The following is a 15,025-nucleotide window of genomic DNA, read 5'->3' on the forward strand; positions in this document are numbered from 1 at the left end:
CGCCGATGCGTTGCGCAGCTGGATGAGGAGGGCGCCGCCCTGGACGCCCGCCTCGCTGCTCTACAGGCCGCCTGTCGGGCTATTTTGCAGCTTTAGGTTAGGCGTCCTCACATTCACGCTGTCTCGCGATATAGCGCGGAATAACCGGGCCGGCATTTCTACTGTCAACAAACGGTTCGCCTGAATGAAGCATTGCGGAATGAATCAAATTATCTAGACGTTCATAGATCTCGAATGAAATCGCCTCAGCCTGATAAAGCGCATAGATAGCGCCGGCGCACCGGCCGTAGTAAGCCATTCGCTCCAATGATTTTTGCTCGACACGAAGGCGAACAGCGTCCGCCCAAAACATATGAATCCACCTTCCAGACATACTTCCTCCTTGTCTTGATTTCACCCGCTCGCGGTATGCCGCCTGCCGTTCTGCCGGCGTCATTGCTTTGCCGGTAGCAGGTCGCCCGCGCTTGCGCTTGGCCTGCTGCTCGTCCAGGGGGAGGGGGTGGGTTTGGTTGTCCAGGGCGTCGATCATGGGTGCTACTCCGTTGTTGTTGGAGTAATTATAGTGACGTTACGATAAATAGTAAATCGTGACGTTACGATAATTCGACCACTCGTCGGCTATTTCCGTCACCGTTACGACAATTAAGCCCCGACATGCCGCAGGCATATCAGTCGCCGGCACGCCCTGGTGCCGATCACCGTTGTTTCTGCGACGGCACCCGCGCAGCGGCCGATCTCCCGCCCAACGAAAAAGCCCCCAGCGGCCTATGCGGCACGCCAGGGGCTTGTCTGCGTATCTCGATTGTCAGTCCCGCGAATCAGGTCTACCGCATGCTGATCGACCCGCTTTTGTGGCTCCCGCCGTCTCTGCGCGACTGCGCTTGCAGTCTCCCATCGTCGTCAGCAGCTCGACTGGTCAGGTCCCGGCAGGTTCGGAGTTTCAGCGCGGGCCGGCGCAGCCGGGTCCACCTTCTCTAATGGTGGACTCTTGTCTCATGGTGGGACTTTTCAAGCTGCGGTCTTCCTCGCCGCTTCTTCTTCCATGCTTGCCAATATGGCACCGATCATCCCTCTCGCCATCGGCTTCAGATCGTCCGGTAGGTCTCCGAATCGCCTGAACAGCGCGCGCATCTCTGGGGAAATTTCCCGCTCGCTACGCTCGAGAAGTATTTCGTCTGTCGAGCACCCAAAAACATGCGCCATGTTGATTATGGCGTCTCCGCCTGGGTAGTTCTCATCACTCTCCCATCGCGCGATTGTCTTCGCCGTTGACCCGATTTTCTCCGCGAGCGCCTGCTGCGACAGCTCCATTGCTGCACGCTTCTGCCGGATGTTTTCGCCTACGCTCATCGTTGTCCTTCCCGCTTCACCTATACCGGTCATACACCCTATCTCCTGTACGCCTATACATATCCGATAAATAGACCACGGATGCGACAATTGTGTCTTGCAATTGATAAGACAATTATCGTACCTTGCGCGTACACATTTAGGGTATTGACAGGTTTCCTGTGCTTGACCGAATCCACCTCTTCGTTCCGTTCAAATGCGAGCACGTCCGCCTCCTGGGCGTCGACGGCCGCAAGGAACCGATTCATTTGGTCGAGCTTGATCTGCTGATGAAGAAGGGCGTTCCGCTCTCGGCGGGTCAGGTTCAGCGCGATGAAGATGGGAATCTCCAGGCTGATGATCTGCGCCACAAGTGGGAATCGCTGAGCACCGGCTTCACCCCGATGGCCTTCAAGGTGTTTCACGAGTCGCTTGGAAAGCGGGTCATGCCCGGCGTCGAGATGAAGGCGAGCCCGGCCAAGCTCTTGCAGGGTCACAACGTCTTCGGCCCTACAGACATCCTGCACGGCGCCTACGAAATGCTCCGTTGGCTGGAGGTCGCTTACCCCAACCTGTTTGACATGCTCGATATCCCCGAGGCCGAGGTTTACGACATTGACTGCACCTACTCAGCCCGCATGCCAAACGAGCGATCCGCGCTTCAAGCCATCGCTGCTATTGCTGGGGTTAGCAACGGCCAAACTAAGGCACGCGGTGACAACTACACCACTACTGCCTACTTCGGAGCCAAGGATTCGCGGCTCCGCAAGCTGAAGCTGTACCTGAAGAACGATGAATTCCATGCCGCGCTCGCTGAAGCCAAGGCGCTGGCGAGAGGGAAGGGCAAGCCCTTCCTGCACTACCTCCGCGAGCCGATCCGGCCGATCGAGCGCAAGGCGCTCACCCCGCAGCAGCTCGCTTACATGCTCAACCGTGCATCCCGCCTGAACCTCTCGGCGCACCGCACGGTGAAGGTGATGAGCGACCCCCGTCTTTTGGAGTGGGTGAAGAACCTGCTTCGTGTAGAGGCTTCCGTTTCCAAGCGCTGGCTGAACCGTCGCGGCATTCCGTCCCGGCTGTTCGATCTCGCAAGGGTTCAACGGTGGCTGTCCGACCACGGCACGTGCTTGATCGAGTGGTGCTGGGCGCAAGTAACGCGCGAACTGTTTAAGGCCTTTGAGGGCATGACCATGCGAGTCATTGACGATGAATCGGTGCTCAAAGCACTGCTTGAGAAGTGGACCAAGCCGGGCAAAGTCCGGATGACAAAACCCCGCGTAGAGGCCGGTGTAGACGTGCCTGCCATCGCGATCCAGGGCAAGCCCAGCGACGCCTATGCCCGGAACCTGTTCCGCACGTTCCGGAGCATCCGGGAGTTCGGCTGGGAAGAGACGATGGAGTCGATGAGCCGCGCCAGTTTTTACCGTCACGTTGCGGATATTCAGGCGTGCGGCATCTCGAAGGCTGCCCTCCAGAAGCTCAAGTGCGACCACGGCCCGAACAACGTCGTGCCGCTGCTGCGCTTCCTCCAGATCGATTTCGCGGCCCAGCGTCCGGACTGGTATCAGCTGCCGAGGGTTGCTTGATGCGCGTCCTTTCCTGGGTTTTCTGGCAGGTCGTGATCGTTGGGCACCTTCTGGCTGCTCTTGCTGGCATCGCTTGGGGCCTCTCCAAGGCAATGCTCTGGATGCTGACATGAAGCCCGTCTATTCGCTTGGCCAGCTGGTTATTTGTAGCGCCCTGGTAACTGGTCTGCTTGGGCAACTTCTCGCCGCAATCGTCGGCATTACTTACTTCGTTCAATGGGCCACAGGCCTTTAACCAAAGGGGAAACTCCATGGAAATTAAACTCGGCCTGTGCAAAGGCATTTCGACCAAAGAAAAAGACAACGGCATCGTCGAGACGTATGTCTTGGTCGTCAGCGAGGGCCGCGACGAATACGGCCAGATCGTTGATGTAACGACGGGCATCCGTATCGGCAAGAGTCATATCGAAGCCGGTGTCGACAAGATTTATCAGAACTACGCTGGCAAACAAGTTGCTGTTCCGTTCTTCCCGAAACCGTGGAAGTCGAAGGCCGGCAACGTTGGCCTCGAACGCTGGCTGGCTGGCGACGGCAAGCCAGTCAACTTCCAAGTTGCTGCGCCTGTTCGAGCTGCCAGCTAAATGAATTTTCTCGCCTGTGACGGAAGTTGGAGCGTTGGGGTAGGGGGCGAAGTTCTCTGTTCTGGCACGCCAATTACTGTCACGGGTGAGCAAATGCGGACGGAGTTGCAAGTTGCTCCGTCTATCTCCGATGAGGAATTTATAGAACTCAAGGACGTGACCATTTCATTGTTCACTGCCGTTTTCTGTTTCCTCGTGATGAAAAAACTACTCTGAGGCTTCACTCATGAAAGTACGCAACATGGTTCAAAAGTTCGGTCGCAAAGCGGCTGTTGTCGGCGGCCTGATGGTTGCCACCACTGGCGTTGCGCTGGCTGATGCTGCTGCTGCTGCCGCCAAAGTCACCGCAGTTGAAGGGGACGTCGGCACCCTCGGTTGGGCCGCCATTGGCGTCCTGGTCGTTGCAGCTGGCTTTAAGTACATGCGCCGAGCCGTCTGACCAACAGCCTCCCGCCGACTTTTGCTCAGGCGAGCGAAGCATGAGCCGCCGAGCAAATCGGCGGTTCCCCTCTGGGAACTGTTTGTCATTTACAACGCCCGGCTAGTCCGGGCTTTTTTTTGGAGAACCATCATGGGAATGGGGCCAAATGAATATGTTCTCGCGGTTACTCTCATTGCGCTGGCTGCGTTGTTCTTTGGCAGGGTTTAGATGTTTCGTCGCACTCTTCGTTGTTGCTTTTTTTTCTCATGCTGCTAATGCGGCTGATTACCGGTGGACCGTTGTTCTAAATGGCACTGTTTGGGGCACTGGCTCTTCTCCGTCTGATGCGTGTTCTAATGCCAGTTCTTCAGGCACCCTCATGCATGCTGTAAAGCAGTCAAATGGCACCTGGGGCTGTCGCTTAGCTGATGGTCGCGGAGCTTGGGTAGTGTCCCGATCTGGCGACTCTTGTCCTTCCGGCCAGAACTACAACGCTGAAACTGGTGAGTGTGAAACGCCTCCACCGCCTTGTGAGGTTGGTGATCCCGGAATATTTGCATCCGGCGATGGCCCTGTTATTAACTCTGGCGGTCGTAACTATGTTGTTAACCCGCCTATGGGTGATTCTGTTTGCTATAACAAGTGTCGATTTACTGTTAATTCCAGTGCCAGCAGTTGTTTCACATTGCCCGGCGATAGTTCACGGGGTTTTTGCAATTACACGGGTAAGGGCAATGGTGAGGCATGTTCTGAGCCTGATGCTGCGCTGGGTAAAACTGGTGGCGCTCTCAATCCACCGACGACGCCTGATGTTCCCCCCTCCGATCCGAACGACCCTGGCTGTCCAGACGGTTATTCCTGGTCGGGTACTACCTGCGTAAAGACGCCCGCTGATGGTGGAGGTGATGGCGATGGTGGCGGTGATGGCGGCGGTGAAGACGGTGGTACTGGAGGCGGTACAGGTGGTGGCTCTGATGGTGGCGGTACCGGCGGCGGTTCTGATGGCGGTGGAACTGGTGGAGGTTCTGACGGTGGTGGTACCGGTGGCGGCGGTACTGGTGATGGTGATGGTGATGGTTCCGGTGGCGGCGGTTCTGGTGATGGCGAAGGAGAGGGCGAGGAGGGCGATAGCACTGTTGCTGGTGAGGCATGTGAAGCGGCCCTTGCCTGCACTGGCGATGCCATCCAGTGCGCCATTCTTCGCCAGGAGAAGGCGCAACGCTGCAATGCGGAGGAGGCCGGTGATTATGAGGCTCAGAAAAGCAATATCGACGGCCTGCTCCAGGGCGACAAATTCAAGCTTGATGAGCGCGAGGTAGAGGTTCCCAGCGTCATTTCTGGCGCCTCAGGTTTCCTTCCTAAGACCTGTCCGCCCCCGTCTCAAATTTCCCTCAATTCCAACGGTGGCCACACGTTCCGGCTCAGCTATGAGCCTGTCTGCGCTGTTGCTGCCGATCTTTCCTGGCTGATTGTTGCTGCTGCCGGTGTGGCTGCTGCGCTCTATATCGGCCGTTCTGTTGGAGGTGCCTGATGCACTTTTTCTACTTGGTGTTGGTGGCGATTCAGGTCCTTGGGCCGTTGGTTCGCATGGTTCTCAAGATGATCGGTATCGGCGTTGTTTCCTACGTCGGCATCAACTATGCGCTGGGCGAAATTCAGAACTACGTGCATTCCCAGCTCGGCAATGCACCTGGCCCGCTGCAGGCCATCCTGGGCATCGCCAAGTTCGACGTGGCCATCAGCATCTATCTCTCTGCTGTCACTACGCGCTTCGTTCTAGCTGGCATGGACAAGATTTCCGGCCGCAAAAAATCCCTGGGTAATACCGGCGTTCTTGAGGCGTAACCATGCTCTACATTCGTACCGGCCTGATGGGCCACGGCAAGACCTTGAACACCATCAAAGAGGTCGACACCAGCGCCTATGCGCAGGATCGGCCGGTCTATTTCCATAACGTGACGGATTTGCAGCCCGACAAGCTGCAAGCGAAGTGGTATCAGTTCGACGATCCTCACCTGTGGTTCGATCTGCCCGATAACGCCATCATCGTTGTCGATGAAGCCCAGGGTTGGTTCGGGGTTCGCGATCCTCGCAAAGAGGTGCCGCGCTACGCCTCTGAATTCGAGATCATGAGGAAGAAGGGCCATGAGGTGCACTTGATCACTCAAGATCCTCGATTCATCGACGTGCACGTTCGCCGGCTGTGCAACAAGCACATCCACTACTGGCGTATTTTCGGTTCGTCCAAGCTGTCTCGGTATGAGATGGAACGCTGCGTCAACGATGTTGAAAAGCTCGCCAGCAACAAGGAAGCCACGCGCACGTTTCCCACCCTTGATCGGCGTTATTTCGGGGTCTACACCAGCGCCAAGGCCGGCCACCATTTCAAGTTCAAACCGTCGAAAAAGGCCATGATGTTTGGCGCTGCCGCCTTGGTTGCCGTGGTGCTGTGCTGGCGTGCCTATGATCGAATTTGGGCGCCAAAGCCTGTTGAGGCGACTGCTGACGCTCCCGCGAAATCGCTTCAGCAGAGCGTTACCGATGCAGCCAAATCGTTCATGCCCAGCGTTGTTCCTGATGCCACCAAGCCCACGACCAGGGCTGATTACATCGCCCAGAGCAAGCCGCGAATTGCTGGCGTGCCGTCGACTGCGCCGATCTATGACGACCTCACCAAGCCCAAGGCCGCGCCGAAGCTCTATTGCGTCACCAGCTCCGATTCGCGCCTTGTTGAGCGCCAGGGCTCGGCTATGTCCGTTGGCTACATTGAGGGGCGTGTTTCGGTCTGTCAGTGCTACACGCAACAGGGCACGCGGGTCGCCTCTGAATTCGAGTTCTGCGCAGCTGTCGCTTCCGGTGGCTACTTCGATGCGTCTGTTCCTGATCGCAACACTGCGCAGGTTGGCGGTGGTGGTTTCCGGCAGCAGCAGGAGCCGGCGTCTGTTGGCGGCTCAGCGCAGTTCCAGGCGGTTTCTAGTCAGCCTGTGGTGTCTCAGGCTCGCGTGTCTGTCGTGCCGTATGAGAAAGCGAAGTTCCTGTGGTGATTGAACGGGTTCTGTTGATTTTCGTTCTGCTGGTGGTCGTTGCGTGCGTGGCCACCTTTTTCTCAATCGATTACGTCATGCGCTGACGTTGCCCATAATGCGTGACGTTACGTTTAATCGTGCCGGGACCATTGCGCAGCCTTCCCGGTGCGATTTAATGTAACGTCTATTATGGGTGACGAAATTCCAGTTCCGATTCCACCGCGGCTTATCAAACAGGCGCAGCTCTACGCAGCCGGTCGGAGCGATTCCGAGGCTGTACTTCATCTTTTAGAGGACTATCCGCGCCTGGTCGGTGAGTTACGCCAGCTGCGCCGATGCGTTGCGCAGCTGGATGAGGAGGGCGCCGCCCTGGACGCCCGCCTCGCTGCTCTACAGGCCGCCTGTCGGGCTATTTTGCAGCTTTAGGTTAGGCGTCCTCACATTCACGCTGTCTCGCGATATAGCGCGGAATAACCGGGCCGGCATTTCTACTGTCAACAAACGGTTCGCCTGAATGAAGCATTGCGGAATGAATCAAATTATCTAGACGTTCATAGATCTCGAATGAAATCGCCTCAGCCTGATAAAGCGCATAGATAGCGCCGGCGCACCGGCCGTAGTAAGCCATTCGCTCCAATGATTTTTGCTCGACACGAAGGCGAACAGCGTCCGCCCAAAACATATGAATCCACCTTCCAGACATACTTCCTCCTTGTCTTGATTTCACCCGCTCGCGGTATGCCGCCTGCCGTTCTGCCGGCGTCATTGCTTTGCCGGTAGCAGGTCGCCCGCGCTTGCGCTTGGCCTGCTGCTCGTCCAGGGGGAGGGGGTGGGTTTGGTTGTCCAGGGCGTCGATCATGGGTGCTACTCCGTTGTTGTTGGAGTAATTATAGTGACGTTACGATAAATAGTAAATCGTGACGTTACGATAATTCGACCACTCGTCGGCTATTTCCGTCACCGTTACGACAATTAAGCCCCGACATGCCGCAGGCATATCAGTCGCCGGCACGCCCTGGTGCCGATCACCGTTGTTTCTGCGACGGCACCCGCGCAGCGGCCGATCTCCCGCCCAACGAAAAAGCCCCCAGCGGCCTATGCGGCACGCCAGGGGCTTGTCTGCGTATCTCGATTGTCAGTCCCGCGAATCAGGTCTACCGCATGCTGATCGACCCGCTTTTGTGGCTCCCGCCGTCTCTGCGCGACTGCGCTTGCAGTCTCCCATCGTCGTCAGCAGCTCGACTGGTCAGGTCCCGGCAGGTTCGGAGTTTCAGCGCGGGCCGGCGCAGCCGGGTCCACCTTCTCTAATGGTGGACTCTTGTCTCATGGTGGGACTTTTCAAGCTGCGGTCTTCCTCGCCGCTTCTTCTTCCATGCTTGCCAATATGGCACCGATCATCCCTCTCGCCATCGGCTTCAGATCGTCCGGTAGGTCTCCGAATCGCCTGAACAGCGCGCGCATCTCTGGGGAAATTTCCCGCTCGCTACGCTCGAGAAGTATTTCGTCTGTCGAGCACCCAAAAACATGCGCCATGTTGATTATGGCGTCTCCGCCTGGGTAGTTCTCATCACTCTCCCATCGCGCGATTGTCTTCGCCGTTGACCCGATTTTCTCCGCGAGCGCCTGCTGCGACAGCTCCATTGCTGCACGCTTCTGCCGGATGTTTTCGCCTACGCTCATCGTTGTCCTTCCCGCTTCACCTATACCGGTCATACACCCTATCTCCTGTACGCCTATACATATCCGATAAATAGACCACGGATGCGACAATTGTGTCTTGCAATTGATAAGACAATTATCGTACCTTGCGCGTACACATTTAGGGTATTGACAGGTTTCCTGTGCTTGACCGAATCCACCTCTTCGTTCCGTTCAAATGCGAGCACGTCCGCCTCCTGGGCGTCGACGGCCGCAAGGAACCGATTCATTTGGTCGAGCTTGATCTGCTGATGAAGAAGGGCGTTCCGCTCTCGGCGGGTCAGGTTCAGCGCGATGAAGATGGGAATCTCCAGGCTGATGATCTGCGCCACAAGTGGGAATCGCTGAGCACCGGCTTCACCCCGATGGCCTTCAAGGTGTTTCACGAGTCGCTTGGAAAGCGGGTCATGCCCGGCGTCGAGATGAAGGCGAGCCCGGCCAAGCTCTTGCAGGGTCACAACGTCTTCGGCCCTACAGACATCCTGCACGGCGCCTACGAAATGCTCCGTTGGCTGGAGGTCGCTTACCCCAACCTGTTTGACATGCTCGATATCCCCGAGGCCGAGGTTTACGACATTGACTGCACCTACTCAGCCCGCATGCCAAACGAGCGATCCGCGCTTCAAGCCATCGCTGCTATTGCTGGGGTTAGCAACGGCCAAACTAAGGCACGCGGTGACAACTACACCACTACTGCCTACTTCGGAGCCAAGGATTCGCGGCTCCGCAAGCTGAAGCTGTACCTGAAGAACGATGAATTCCATGCCGCGCTCGCTGAAGCCAAGGCGCTGGCGAGAGGGAAGGGCAAGCCCTTCCTGCACTACCTCCGCGAGCCGATCCGGCCGATCGAGCGCAAGGCGCTCACCCCGCAGCAGCTCGCTTACATGCTCAACCGTGCATCCCGCCTGAACCTCTCGGCGCACCGCACGGTGAAGGTGATGAGCGACCCCCGTCTTTTGGAGTGGGTGAAGAACCTGCTTCGTGTAGAGGCTTCCGTTTCCAAGCGCTGGCTGAACCGTCGCGGCATTCCGTCCCGGCTGTTCGATCTCGCAAGGGTTCAACGGTGGCTGTCCGACCACGGCACGTGCTTGATCGAGTGGTGCTGGGCGCAAGTAACGCGCGAACTGTTTAAGGCCTTTGAGGGCATGACCATGCGAGTCATTGACGATGAATCGGTGCTCAAAGCACTGCTTGAGAAGTGGACCAAGCCGGGCAAAGTCCGGATGACAAAACCCCGCGTAGAGGCCGGTGTAGACGTGCCTGCCATCGCGATCCAGGGCAAGCCCAGCGACGCCTATGCCCGGAACCTGTTCCGCACGTTCCGGAGCATCCGGGAGTTCGGCTGGGAAGAGACGATGGAGTCGATGAGCCGCGCCAGTTTTTACCGTCACGTTGCGGATATTCAGGCGTGCGGCATCTCGAAGGCTGCCCTCCAGAAGCTCAAGTGCGACCACGGCCCGAACAACGTCGTGCCGCTGCTGCGCTTCCTCCAGATCGATTTCGCGGCCCAGCGTCCGGACTGGTATCAGCTGCCGAGGGTTGCTTGATGCGCGTCCTTTCCTGGGTTTTCTGGCAGGTCGTGATCGTTGGGCACCTTCTGGCTGCTCTTGCTGGCATCGCTTGGGGCCTCTCCAAGGCAATGCTCTGGATGCTGACATGAAGCCCGTCTATTCGCTTGGCCAGCTGGTTATTTGTAGCGCCCTGGTAACTGGTCTGCTTGGGCAACTTCTCGCCGCAATCGTCGGCATTACTTACTTCGTTCAATGGGCCACAGGCCTTTAACCAAAGGGGAAACTCCATGGAAATTAAACTCGGCCTGTGCAAAGGCATTTCGACCAAAGAAAAAGACAACGGCATCGTCGAGACGTATGTCTTGGTCGTCAGCGAGGGCCGCGACGAATACGGCCAGATCGTTGATGTAACGACGGGCATCCGTATCGGCAAGAGTCATATCGAAGCCGGTGTCGACAAGATTTATCAGAACTACGCTGGCAAACAAGTTGCTGTTCCGTTCTTCCCGAAACCGTGGAAGTCGAAGGCCGGCAACGTTGGCCTCGAACGCTGGCTGGCTGGCGACGGCAAGCCAGTCAACTTCCAAGTTGCTGCGCCTGTTCGAGCTGCCAGCTAAATGAATTTTCTCGCCTGTGACGGAAGTTGGAGCGTTGGGGTAGGGGGCGAAGTTCTCTGTTCTGGCACGCCAATTACTGTCACGGGTGAGCAAATGCGGACGGAGTTGCAAGTTGCTCCGTCTATCTCCGATGAGGAATTTATAGAACTCAAGGACGTGACCATTTCATTGTTCACTGCCGTTTTCTGTTTCCTCGTGATGAAAAAACTACTCTGAGGCTTCACTCATGAAAGTACGCAACATGGTTCAAAAGTTCGGTCGCAAAGCGGCTGTTGTCGGCGGCCTGATGGTTGCCACCACTGGCGTTGCGCTGGCTGATGCTGCTGCTGCTGCCGCCAAAGTCACCGCAGTTGAAGGGGACGTCGGCACCCTCGGTTGGGCCGCCATTGGCGTCCTGGTCGTTGCAGCTGGCTTTAAGTACATGCGCCGAGCCGTCTGACCAACAGCCTCCCGCCGACTTTTGCTCAGGCGAGCGAAGCATGAGCCGCCGAGCAAATCGGCGGTTCCCCTCTGGGAACTGTTTGTCATTTACAACGCCCGGCTAGTCCGGGCTTTTTTTTGGAGAACCATCATGGGAATGGGGCCAAATGAATATGTTCTCGCGGTTACTCTCATTGCGCTGGCTGCGTTGTTCTTTGGCAGGGTTTAGATGTTTCGTCGCACTCTTCGTTGTTGCTTTTTTTTCTCATGCTGCTAATGCGGCTGATTACCGGTGGACCGTTGTTCTAAATGGCACTGTTTGGGGCACTGGCTCTTCTCCGTCTGATGCGTGTTCTAATGCCAGTTCTTCAGGCACCCTCATGCATGCTGTAAAGCAGTCAAATGGCACCTGGGGCTGTCGCTTAGCTGATGGTCGCGGAGCTTGGGTAGTGTCCCGATCTGGCGACTCTTGTCCTTCCGGCCAGAACTACAACGCTGAAACTGGTGAGTGTGAAACGCCTCCACCGCCTTGTGAGGTTGGTGATCCCGGAATATTTGCATCCGGCGATGGCCCTGTTATTAACTCTGGCGGTCGTAACTATGTTGTTAACCCGCCTATGGGTGATTCTGTTTGCTATAACAAGTGTCGATTTACTGTTAATTCCAGTGCCAGCAGTTGTTTCACATTGCCCGGCGATAGTTCACGGGGTTTTTGCAATTACACGGGTAAGGGCAATGGTGAGGCATGTTCTGAGCCTGATGCTGCGCTGGGTAAAACTGGTGGCGCTCTCAATCCACCGACGACGCCTGATGTTCCCCCCTCCGATCCGAACGACCCTGGCTGTCCAGACGGTTATTCCTGGTCGGGTACTACCTGCGTAAAGACGCCCGCTGATGGTGGAGGTGATGGCGATGGTGGCGGTGATGGCGGCGGTGAAGACGGTGGTACTGGAGGCGGTACAGGTGGTGGCTCTGATGGTGGCGGTACCGGCGGCGGTTCTGATGGCGGTGGAACTGGTGGAGGTTCTGACGGTGGTGGTACCGGTGGCGGCGGTACTGGTGATGGTGATGGTGATGGTTCCGGTGGCGGCGGTTCTGGTGATGGCGAAGGAGAGGGCGAGGAGGGCGATAGCACTGTTGCTGGTGAGGCATGTGAAGCGGCCCTTGCCTGCACTGGCGATGCCATCCAGTGCGCCATTCTTCGCCAGGAGAAGGCGCAACGCTGCAATGCGGAGGAGGCCGGTGATTATGAGGCTCAGAAAAGCAATATCGACGGCCTGCTCCAGGGCGACAAATTCAAGCTTGATGAGCGCGAGGTAGAGGTTCCCAGCGTCATTTCTGGCGCCTCAGGTTTCCTTCCTAAGACCTGTCCGCCCCCGTCTCAAATTTCCCTCAATTCCAACGGTGGCCACACGTTCCGGCTCAGCTATGAGCCTGTCTGCGCTGTTGCTGCCGATCTTTCCTGGCTGATTGTTGCTGCTGCCGGTGTGGCTGCTGCGCTCTATATCGGCCGTTCTGTTGGAGGTGCCTGATGCACTTTTTCTACTTGGTGTTGGTGGCGATTCAGGTCCTTGGGCCGTTGGTTCGCATGGTTCTCAAGATGATCGGTATCGGCGTTGTTTCCTACGTCGGCATCAACTATGCGCTGGGCGAAATTCAGAACTACGTGCATTCCCAGCTCGGCAATGCACCTGGCCCGCTGCAGGCCATCCTGGGCATCGCCAAGTTCGACGTGGCCATCAGCATCTATCTCTCTGCTGTCACTACGCGCTTCGTTCTAGCTGGCATGGACAAGATTTCCGGCCGCAAAAAATCCCTGGGTAATACCGGCGTTCTTGAGGCGTAACCATGCTCTACATTCGTACCGGCCTGATGGGCCACGGCAAGACCTTGAACACCATCAAAGAGGTCGACACCAGCGCCTATGCGCAGGATCGGCCGGTCTATTTCCATAACGTGACGGATTTGCAGCCCGACAAGCTGCAAGCGAAGTGGTATCAGTTCGACGATCCTCACCTGTGGTTCGATCTGCCCGATAACGCCATCATCGTTGTCGATGAAGCCCAGGGTTGGTTCGGGGTTCGCGATCCTCGCAAAGAGGTGCCGCGCTACGCCTCTGAATTCGAGATCATGAGGAAGAAGGGCCATGAGGTGCACTTGATCACTCAAGATCCTCGATTCATCGACGTGCACGTTCGCCGGCTGTGCAACAAGCACATCCACTACTGGCGTATTTTCGGTTCGTCCAAGCTGTCTCGGTATGAGATGGAACGCTGCGTCAACGATGTTGAAAAGCTCGCCAGCAACAAGGAAGCCACGCGCACGTTTCCCACCCTTGATCGGCGTTATTTCGGGGTCTACACCAGCGCCAAGGCCGGCCACCATTTCAAGTTCAAACCGTCGAAAAAGGCCATGATGTTTGGCGCTGCCGCCTTGGTTGCCGTGGTGCTGTGCTGGCGTGCCTATGATCGAATTTGGGCGCCAAAGCCTGTTGAGGCGACTGCTGACGCTCCCGCGAAATCGCTTCAGCAGAGCGTTACCGATGCAGCCAAATCGTTCATGCCCAGCGTTGTTCCTGATGCCACCAAGCCCACGACCAGGGCTGATTACATCGCCCAGAGCAAGCCGCGAATTGCTGGCGTGCCGTCGACTGCGCCGATCTATGACGACCTCACCAAGCCCAAGGCCGCGCCGAAGCTCTATTGCGTCACCAGCTCCGATTCGCGCCTTGTTGAGCGCCAGGGCTCGGCTATGTCCGTTGGCTACATTGAGGGGCGTGTTTCGGTCTGTCAGTGCTACACGCAACAGGGCACGCGGGTCGCCTCTGAATTCGAGTTCTGCGCAGCTGTCGCTTCCGGTGGCTACTTCGATGCGTCTGTTCCTGATCGCAACACTGCGCAGGTTGGCGGTGGTGGTTTCCGGCAGCAGCAGGAGCCGGCGTCTGTTGGCGGCTCAGCGCAGTTCCAGGCGGTTTCTAGTCAGCCTGTGGTGTCTCAGGCTCGCGTGTCTGTCGTGCCGTATGAGAAAGCGAAGTTCCTGTGGTGATTGAACGGGTTCTGTTGATTTTCGTTCTGCTGGTGGTCGTTGCGTGCGTGGCCACCTTTTTCTCAATCGATTACGTCATGCGCTGACGTTGCCCATAATGTATATTATGTTAAATTACGCATTACAGGAGGTTGGTAAGAACGACTCCACCGCGCTGCTATGGAATGTGTCGATCCAGCAAATGAAAACTCGGCAACGACAGATGCCAGCGAATGGCCGCCAGACGTATCGCCAACACCACTCCCATCGCTATCCCGGTATCCAGCCAGTGCGGCATCTCCATCGCGCGCAAGCCAAGAAACGTCAGCGATCCAACGATGCATGCGGTTGCGTAGATCTCCTTCTGGAAAATCAGCGGAATCTCATTGCATAACACGTCGCGCATCACGCCGCCCGCAACGCCGGTCATCACACCCATGATCACCGCCGTGCTAGCGGACGTTTCATGAGCCAACGCCACCTCGGTGCCGATGACTGTGAACACCGCGAGGCCAAAGGCGTCGGCGATGAGCAAACCGTTCTCGTGGATCGGACGAGTCAGCTGGACCCACACCACCGTACAAATGGCCGCCAGCGACGCGACCAGTATGTAGGTGTCGTCGCGCACCCAGCTGACCGGATGGTTGCCCAGGATCATGTCCCGCAACGTACCGCCGCCCACTGCCGTGATGATGGCGATCACCAGGACACCGAACAGGTCCATGGACTTTCGTCCGGCCATCAGCGCTCCCGTGATGGCGAATACGGCTACGCCGAACAGGTCCGACAGATAGAAGAATGACGGCATGGTC

17 protein-coding genes are annotated in these 15,025 nt (G+C 57.1%); 12 read left to right on the forward strand and 5 right to left on the reverse strand.

Going from position 1 to position 15,025, the window contains the following annotated elements:
* Nucleotides 1-97 precede the first annotated feature (97 nt).
* Nucleotides 98-529, reverse strand: a complete 432-nt coding sequence (locus QMX85_RS01770) for a hypothetical protein (RefSeq protein WP_282338464.1) — start codon at nucleotides 527-529, stop codon at nucleotides 98-100.
* 479 nt (nucleotides 530-1,008) lie between these two features.
* Nucleotides 1,009-1,350: a helix-turn-helix transcriptional regulator gene (locus QMX85_RS01775; RefSeq protein WP_282338465.1), complete on the reverse strand. Its 342-nt coding sequence runs from the start codon at nucleotides 1,348-1,350 to the stop codon at nucleotides 1,009-1,011.
* A gap of 161 nt (nucleotides 1,351-1,511) precedes the next feature.
* On the opposite strand from QMX85_RS01775, the gene QMX85_RS01780 reads away from it, so the two are divergent.
* The 6 genes from QMX85_RS01780 to QMX85_RS01805 all read left to right on the forward strand — a co-directional run bounded on the left by QMX85_RS01780 (nucleotide 1,512) and on the right by QMX85_RS01805 (nucleotide 6,961).
* Entirely contained in the window at nucleotides 1,512-2,915 is a 1,404-nt protein-coding gene (locus QMX85_RS01780; protein WP_282338466.1) for a phage/plasmid replication protein, II/X family, read from the forward strand.
* A 251-nt stretch (nucleotides 2,916-3,166) separates the two neighbouring features.
* Nucleotides 3,167-3,496, forward strand: a complete 330-nt coding sequence (locus QMX85_RS01785) for a DNA-binding protein (RefSeq protein WP_282338467.1) — start codon at nucleotides 3,167-3,169, stop codon at nucleotides 3,494-3,496.
* Nucleotides 3,497-3,722: 226 nt separating this feature from the next.
* Nucleotides 3,723-3,935 (forward strand): major capsid protein, encoded by a 213-nt coding sequence (locus tag QMX85_RS01790; RefSeq protein WP_282338468.1) that lies wholly within the window; start codon nucleotides 3,723-3,725, stop codon nucleotides 3,933-3,935.
* Nucleotides 3,936-4,083: 148 nt separating this feature from the next.
* Nucleotides 4,084-5,448: a virulence factor TspB C-terminal domain-related protein gene (locus tag QMX85_RS01795; protein ID WP_282338470.1), complete on the forward strand. Its 1,365-nt coding sequence runs from the start codon at nucleotides 4,084-4,086 to the stop codon at nucleotides 5,446-5,448.
* Nucleotides 5,448-5,762 carry a DUF2523 domain-containing protein gene (locus QMX85_RS01800; protein WP_282338472.1) on the forward strand — a complete coding sequence of 105 codons (315 nt, stop codon included), beginning with the start codon at nucleotides 5,448-5,450 and terminating at the stop codon, nucleotides 5,760-5,762. The genes QMX85_RS01795 and QMX85_RS01800 overlap by 1 nt, the downstream gene beginning before the upstream one ends.
* 2 nt (nucleotides 5,763-5,764) lie before the next feature.
* A complete protein-coding gene (locus QMX85_RS01805) occupies nucleotides 5,765-6,961 on the forward strand; it encodes a zonular occludens toxin domain-containing protein (protein ID WP_282338473.1) in 1,197 nt (398 codons plus the stop codon).
* A gap of 409 nt (nucleotides 6,962-7,370) precedes the next feature.
* On the opposite strand, the gene QMX85_RS01810 is transcribed toward QMX85_RS01805, so the two are convergent.
* Nucleotides 7,371-7,802, reverse strand: coding sequence for a hypothetical protein (locus QMX85_RS01810; RefSeq protein WP_282338464.1), 432 nt, complete (start codon nucleotides 7,800-7,802; stop codon nucleotides 7,371-7,373).
* A gap of 479 nt (nucleotides 7,803-8,281) precedes the next feature.
* Complete coding sequence (locus QMX85_RS01815; protein ID WP_282338465.1) at nucleotides 8,282-8,623, reverse strand: helix-turn-helix transcriptional regulator; 342 nt, start codon at nucleotides 8,621-8,623, stop codon at nucleotides 8,282-8,284.
* Nucleotides 8,624-8,784: 161 nt separating this feature from the next.
* On the opposite strand from QMX85_RS01815, the gene QMX85_RS01820 reads away from it, so the two are divergent.
* The 6 genes from QMX85_RS01820 to QMX85_RS01845 all read left to right on the forward strand — a co-directional run bounded on the left by QMX85_RS01820 (nucleotide 8,785) and on the right by QMX85_RS01845 (nucleotide 14,234).
* Nucleotides 8,785-10,188, forward strand: a complete 1,404-nt coding sequence (locus tag QMX85_RS01820) for a phage/plasmid replication protein, II/X family (RefSeq protein WP_282338466.1) — start codon at nucleotides 8,785-8,787, stop codon at nucleotides 10,186-10,188.
* A gap of 251 nt (nucleotides 10,189-10,439) precedes the next feature.
* Nucleotides 10,440-10,769: a DNA-binding protein gene (locus tag QMX85_RS01825; protein ID WP_282338467.1), complete on the forward strand. Its 330-nt coding sequence runs from the start codon at nucleotides 10,440-10,442 to the stop codon at nucleotides 10,767-10,769.
* Between the two features lie 226 nt (nucleotides 10,770-10,995).
* Nucleotides 10,996-11,208, forward strand: coding sequence for a major capsid protein (locus QMX85_RS01830; protein WP_282338468.1), 213 nt, complete (start codon nucleotides 10,996-10,998; stop codon nucleotides 11,206-11,208).
* 148 nt (nucleotides 11,209-11,356) lie between these two features.
* The gene (locus QMX85_RS01835) at nucleotides 11,357-12,721 is read left to right on the forward strand and encodes a virulence factor TspB C-terminal domain-related protein (RefSeq protein ID WP_282338470.1); all 1,365 of its coding nucleotides are present in this window, start codon (nucleotides 11,357-11,359) and stop codon (nucleotides 12,719-12,721) included.
* A complete protein-coding gene (locus tag QMX85_RS01840; protein ID WP_282338472.1) occupies nucleotides 12,721-13,035 on the forward strand; it encodes a DUF2523 domain-containing protein in 315 nt (104 codons plus the stop codon). Before QMX85_RS01835 ends, QMX85_RS01840 begins: the two co-directional genes overlap by 1 nt.
* A gap of 2 nt (nucleotides 13,036-13,037) precedes the next feature.
* A complete protein-coding gene (locus QMX85_RS01845) occupies nucleotides 13,038-14,234 on the forward strand; it encodes a zonular occludens toxin domain-containing protein (protein WP_282338473.1) in 1,197 nt (398 codons plus the stop codon).
* A 157-nt stretch (nucleotides 14,235-14,391) separates the two neighbouring features.
* Here the strand turns inward: QMX85_RS01845 and QMX85_RS01850 are convergent, their stop codons facing one another.
* Complete coding sequence (locus QMX85_RS01850) at nucleotides 14,392-15,021, reverse strand: trimeric intracellular cation channel family protein (RefSeq protein WP_282338474.1); 630 nt, start codon at nucleotides 15,019-15,021, stop codon at nucleotides 14,392-14,394.
* Nucleotides 15,022-15,025 lie beyond the last annotated feature (4 nt).

This window comes from Pseudomonas sp. PS02288 (assembly GCF_029959715.1).
GTDB classification, from domain to species: Bacteria; Pseudomonadota; Gammaproteobacteria; order Pseudomonadales; family Pseudomonadaceae; genus Pseudomonas_O; species Pseudomonas_O kuykendallii.

What these genes read in the sequence shown, in the direction of transcription:
- QMX85_RS01805 (WP_282338473.1), top strand. Translation starts at nt 5,765, where the DNA reads ATGCTCTACATTCGTACCGGCCTGATGGGCCACGGCAAGACCTTGAAC.
- QMX85_RS01850 (WP_282338474.1), bottom strand. Translation starts at nt 15,021, where the DNA reads ATGCCGTCATTCTTCTATCTGTCGGACCTGTTCGGCGTAGCCGTATTC.
- QMX85_RS01835 (WP_282338470.1), top strand. Translation starts at nt 11,357, where the DNA reads ATGAATATGTTCTCGCGGTTACTCTCATTGCGCTGGCTGCGTTGTTCT.
- QMX85_RS01775 (WP_282338465.1), bottom strand. Translation starts at nt 1,350, where the DNA reads ATGAGCGTAGGCGAAAACATCCGGCAGAAGCGTGCAGCAATGGAGCTG.
- QMX85_RS01770 (WP_282338464.1), bottom strand. Translation starts at nt 529, where the DNA reads ATGATCGACGCCCTGGACAACCAAACCCACCCCCTCCCCCTGGACGAG.
- QMX85_RS01815 (WP_282338465.1), bottom strand. Translation starts at nt 8,623, where the DNA reads ATGAGCGTAGGCGAAAACATCCGGCAGAAGCGTGCAGCAATGGAGCTG.
- QMX85_RS01800 (WP_282338472.1), top strand. Translation starts at nt 5,448, where the DNA reads ATGCACTTTTTCTACTTGGTGTTGGTGGCGATTCAGGTCCTTGGGCCG.
- QMX85_RS01790 (WP_282338468.1), top strand. Translation starts at nt 3,723, where the DNA reads ATGAAAGTACGCAACATGGTTCAAAAGTTCGGTCGCAAAGCGGCTGTT.
- QMX85_RS01825 (WP_282338467.1), top strand. Translation starts at nt 10,440, where the DNA reads ATGGAAATTAAACTCGGCCTGTGCAAAGGCATTTCGACCAAAGAAAAA.
- QMX85_RS01840 (WP_282338472.1), top strand. Translation starts at nt 12,721, where the DNA reads ATGCACTTTTTCTACTTGGTGTTGGTGGCGATTCAGGTCCTTGGGCCG.
- QMX85_RS01810 (WP_282338464.1), bottom strand. Translation starts at nt 7,802, where the DNA reads ATGATCGACGCCCTGGACAACCAAACCCACCCCCTCCCCCTGGACGAG.
- QMX85_RS01785 (WP_282338467.1), top strand. Translation starts at nt 3,167, where the DNA reads ATGGAAATTAAACTCGGCCTGTGCAAAGGCATTTCGACCAAAGAAAAA.
- QMX85_RS01795 (WP_282338470.1), top strand. Translation starts at nt 4,084, where the DNA reads ATGAATATGTTCTCGCGGTTACTCTCATTGCGCTGGCTGCGTTGTTCT.
- QMX85_RS01845 (WP_282338473.1), top strand. Translation starts at nt 13,038, where the DNA reads ATGCTCTACATTCGTACCGGCCTGATGGGCCACGGCAAGACCTTGAAC.
- QMX85_RS01830 (WP_282338468.1), top strand. Translation starts at nt 10,996, where the DNA reads ATGAAAGTACGCAACATGGTTCAAAAGTTCGGTCGCAAAGCGGCTGTT.